This window comes from Mycobacterium sp. TH-M25, assembly GCF_057473665.1.
The window spans coordinates 1-4,244 of sequence record NZ_JBYCLA010000351.1; the positions used below are offsets into that span (position 1 = coordinate 1).

Annotated in this window: 1 protein-coding gene; it reads right to left on the reverse strand. The window is 63.0% G+C overall.

The window, feature by feature from the left end:
• A partial coding sequence (locus tag AC2VOU_RS11810) for an NAD-glutamate dehydrogenase (protein WP_486957547.1) occupies positions 1–4,244 on the reverse strand: 4,244 nt, incomplete at both ends.

The window sequence follows — 4,244 nt, forward strand, 5'->3', positions numbered from 1 at the left end:
GCGATGTCGATGATGTCAAGCAGACTGTAGCGGTACAGCCCGACCGCGACCCGGTAAGCCAAGTCTTCGGGCGCACCCTGCGCCGCGAATTCCGCGGCGTCCTGTTCGACGATGGCCTTGTCGTCACCGCGCAACCATTCGGACATTCGCGGCGTGAGCGCCTGAACCTTCGCCGCAAATCGGTTGATCTCGGCGCCGACGGCCAACGGCTGCGGCCGATAGTTGAGTAGCCACCGTCCAGCGCGGTCGATCAGCCGACGGGTATCCAACGTCATCCGATCCGACAGCGCGACCGGCAAGTTCGCCGCGCGGATGCGCCGCCACACGTCATCCACACCGAAGATGGCGTCGGTGGCGACATAGGTGCGTACCGCGTCAATCGGCCCGACACCGACATCCTCGGTGATCCGGAAGGCATAGCTGATGCCGGCGGTGTCCACCAGATCGTTAATCAGCATGGTGGTGACGATTTCGCGGCGCAGCTGGTGCGAGCGGATTTCCGGGGTGAAACGATCGCGCAGCGGTTTCGGGAAGTATCGCGGCAGCCTTGACGCGAAGACATCCTGATCCGGCAGTTCGGTGGCCAACATCTGCTCTTTGAGTGCCAGCTTGACGTGGGCCATCAGCGTCGAGAGCTCGGGGGAGGTAAGGCCGATGCCGGCCTCGGATCGCCGCGCAATCTCCTTCTCCGACGGCAACGCTTCCAGTTCGCGGTTGACTCCGCGTTCATCCACCAAGTACTTGATCTGCATCGCGTGCACGGAGAGCATGCCAGCCGCGTTGGCGCGGCTGGTGCCGATCAAGTCGTTCTGGTCCTCGTTGTCGGTGAGCACCAGCCGCGCGACCTCGTCGGTCATCGACTCCAACAGGTGTTTGCGCTCCTCGGCCCTGACCTTGCCGGCGGTGACCAGCGAGTCGATCAGGATCTTGATGTTGACCTCGTGGGCGGAGCAGTCCACGCCGGCAGAGTTGTCCAACGCGTCGGTATTGATCCGTCCGCCGGACAGATCGAACTCGACGCGGCCCAACGCGGTAACCCCGAGGTTGCCACCTTCGCCGATAACCTTGGCGCGCACCTGATTTGCGTTGACTCGCACCGGATCGTTCGCGCGATCACCGACGTCGGCAACGGATTCAGCTTCAGCTTTGATGTAAGTGCCAATGCCGCCGTTGAACAACAAATCCACCGGGGCCTGCAGAATCGCCCGGATCAAGTTGGGTGGGGCCATTTCGGTGACGTCACCGTCGATGCCGAGGGCAGCGCGGACTTGCGGACTGACCGGGATGGCTTTCTGATCGCGGCTGTACACGCCGCCGCCCTCGCTGATCAACGACTTGTTGTAGTCGTCCCAGCTGGACCGCGGCAGATCGAACATCCGCTGTCGTTCGGCCCACGAAACCGCGGCATCGGGGTCTGGGTCGAGGAAAACGTGCCGATGATCGAAGGCGGCGATCAGCCTAATGTGCTTGCTCAGCAGCATGCCGTTACCGAACACGTCGCCGCTCATGTCGCCAATGCCCACAACGGTGAAGTCCTCGTTCTGGGTGTCCACCCCCATCTCCCGGAAGTGTCGTTTGACGGCCTCCCACGCACCTTTGGCAGTAATGCCCATGGCCTTGTGGTCATAGCCCACCGATCCACCGGAGGCGAAGGCGTCACCCAGCCAGAACCCGTAGGACTTGGCGACATCGTTGGCGATGTCGGAGAAGGTGGCGGTGCCTTTGTCCGCAGCCACCACCAAATAGGCGTCGTCACCGTCACGCCGCACCACCTGGGGCGGCGCGCTAACTTTTCCGGTGGCGTGGTCGACGTTGTCAGTGATGTCGAGCAGCCCGGAGATAAACAGCTGGTAGCAGGCGACGCCTTCGGCCCTCGTCGCGTCGCGGTCGGCGGCGGCGTCGCCGGTGGGCAGCGGCGGCCGCTTGAGCACGAACCCGCCCTTGGCGCCGACCGGCACGATAACGGCGTTCTTGACCGCCTGCGCCTTGACTAGACCCAGAATCTCGGTGCGGAAGTCGTCGCGGCGGTCCGACCAGCGCAGCCCGCCACGCGCCACCGCACCGAACCTCAGGTGCACACCCTCGACCCGGGGCGAATACACGAAGATCTCGAACTTGGGGCGCGGCAGCGGCAGCTCGTCGACCAGCTGGGCATTGAGTTTGAGGGCGAGCACATCCTTGCTGCGAGCCGAACTTTCGTGTGTCACAAAGTAATTGGTTCGCAGGGTGGCCTGAACCAGGGATGCATAGGCACGAAGGATGCGGTCGGTGTCCAGGCTCACCAAGGCGTCGATGTCCGCAGCGACGGCGGCGGCAGCCGCTTGCGCATCGCGGCTCGTAGACGAACCCGGCGGGCTGGGATCGAAGAGTGCTTCGAACAATGCGACCAGTGATCGAGCCGTGGAGGGGTGCTCATTAAGCACCGATTCGATGTAGGACTGACTGTAGTTGAAACCCGCCTGCCGTAAGTACTTCGCGTAGGCACGCAGGAGCACGACCTGCTGCCAGGTTAACCGTGCACGCATCACCAGCTCGTTGAACCGGTCGATCTCAACACGGCCCTGCCAGATCGCGGTAACTGCATCGGCGAATCGTTTTGCGGTAGCCGCCCGTTCGTCCGCTGTCGACGCCAGCGGGATTGTCGGATGCGGTGAGATCTTGAACTGATAGATCCATACCGGCAAGCCGTCGGGCCGGGTGACGGTGAACGGTCGCTCCTCGAGCACGACGACGCCCATGCTTTGCAGCATCGGGAGCAGCTGGCTCAGCGAGGCGCTACGCCCACCCAAGAACCAGGTCAGCTGGGCGAACCCATCCGCGTTGCGCTCGAAGAACACCAGCTTGACCGAATCATCGGCCAGCTCTTTGATGATGGCGATGTGGTCGATCGCGTCGGCCGGGGTGACGGCTTGTTTGTAGGCCTCGGAGAACGCGGCCGCGTAGTGCTCGGCGTCGGCGTGCGAGACCGAACCCTCAGACAAAGCCGCCGCGGCGGCGATCAGCCGGTCAGCCCATGTCCGCGCGGCTTCGCTCAACATCGCCTGGATCCGGATCCGGTTGTCGTCCGAGACGTCAACCGATCCGGTCGCAGAGCCTTCCGATAGTCGGACCATGAAATGCATTAACGCCCAAGGTGATTCACTAACTCGTGCAGTGAATTCCACTTGTGTACCACCGAATTCGCGAACGAGGATGTTCTCGATCTGCAGCCGCACCCCTGTGGTGTAGCGATCGCGGGGCACATAAACCAAGCAGGAGACGAAGTACTGCAACCGATCCGCGCGCAGGAACAACAACGCGCGCCGCGCAGATCCCAGATCCACCACGTCTTTGGCCATCGCGAAAAGCCGTTCAGCGCTCAGCGTGAAAAGCTCCGAGCGCGGGACGGTCTGGATGACGTCGAGCAAGAGCTGATTCGGATGAATGGGATCGCTTTCGGCCAGCGCAAGCGCCGCACGAACCCGGCTGGAGATCGACGGGATCTCCAGGACATCTGCGTTCATAGCGGCGACAGTGAAAAGCCCGACGAAGCGGTGCTCAATAATGCCGCCGTCACCACCATCGTCGTATTCGCGGACCGCGATGGCATACGGGTATGCGCCGTAGCGCAGATAGCTGCCGACGGCGGCTTGCGCTAAGACGAGCAGCTTGTCATCGTCGGTCAGCCGCGGCCGTGAACCCGTGCGGGCGCGCAGCACGCCGAGGCCGTTCGACCCGTCGCCGGAGACCAGACCGTCATGCACCCGGCAGCGCTGGTACCCCAAAAGCAGAAAATTTCCGTTACCCAGCCAGCGCAGCAGCGCCGCGACATCGTCACGGTCAGAGGCCGAAAAATGGCCTTCTTTGTTGGTTTCGACGTCCGTGGCCAGGCCGCTCAAGGTGGCGCTCAACGCTGCTGCGTCAGCGGCAACCCGTTGAACGTCGACCAGGACCCTGGGCAACAGCTGTTCGACCTCGGCGAGGGATTTACTATCCACGGAAGGCACCAGCTGGACGTAGATCCAGGCTTCGCCGAGGTTGCGTGCGGTGCCAGCGGCTTGAGGTGCAACGCTGAGCAACTCCCCCGTCGAGCTGCGACGCACCTCGAACACCGGGGTCATCATGGCCGTATACGTGACCCCGAGTCGGTGCAGCAACACGGTAATGGAATCCATCAGCATGCCGCCGTGGTCGGTGACGACCTGCAGCGCGGGCCCAAACCCTGTGGGGTCGTCTGCTGGATAGACGCAGACACAGTTCCTACC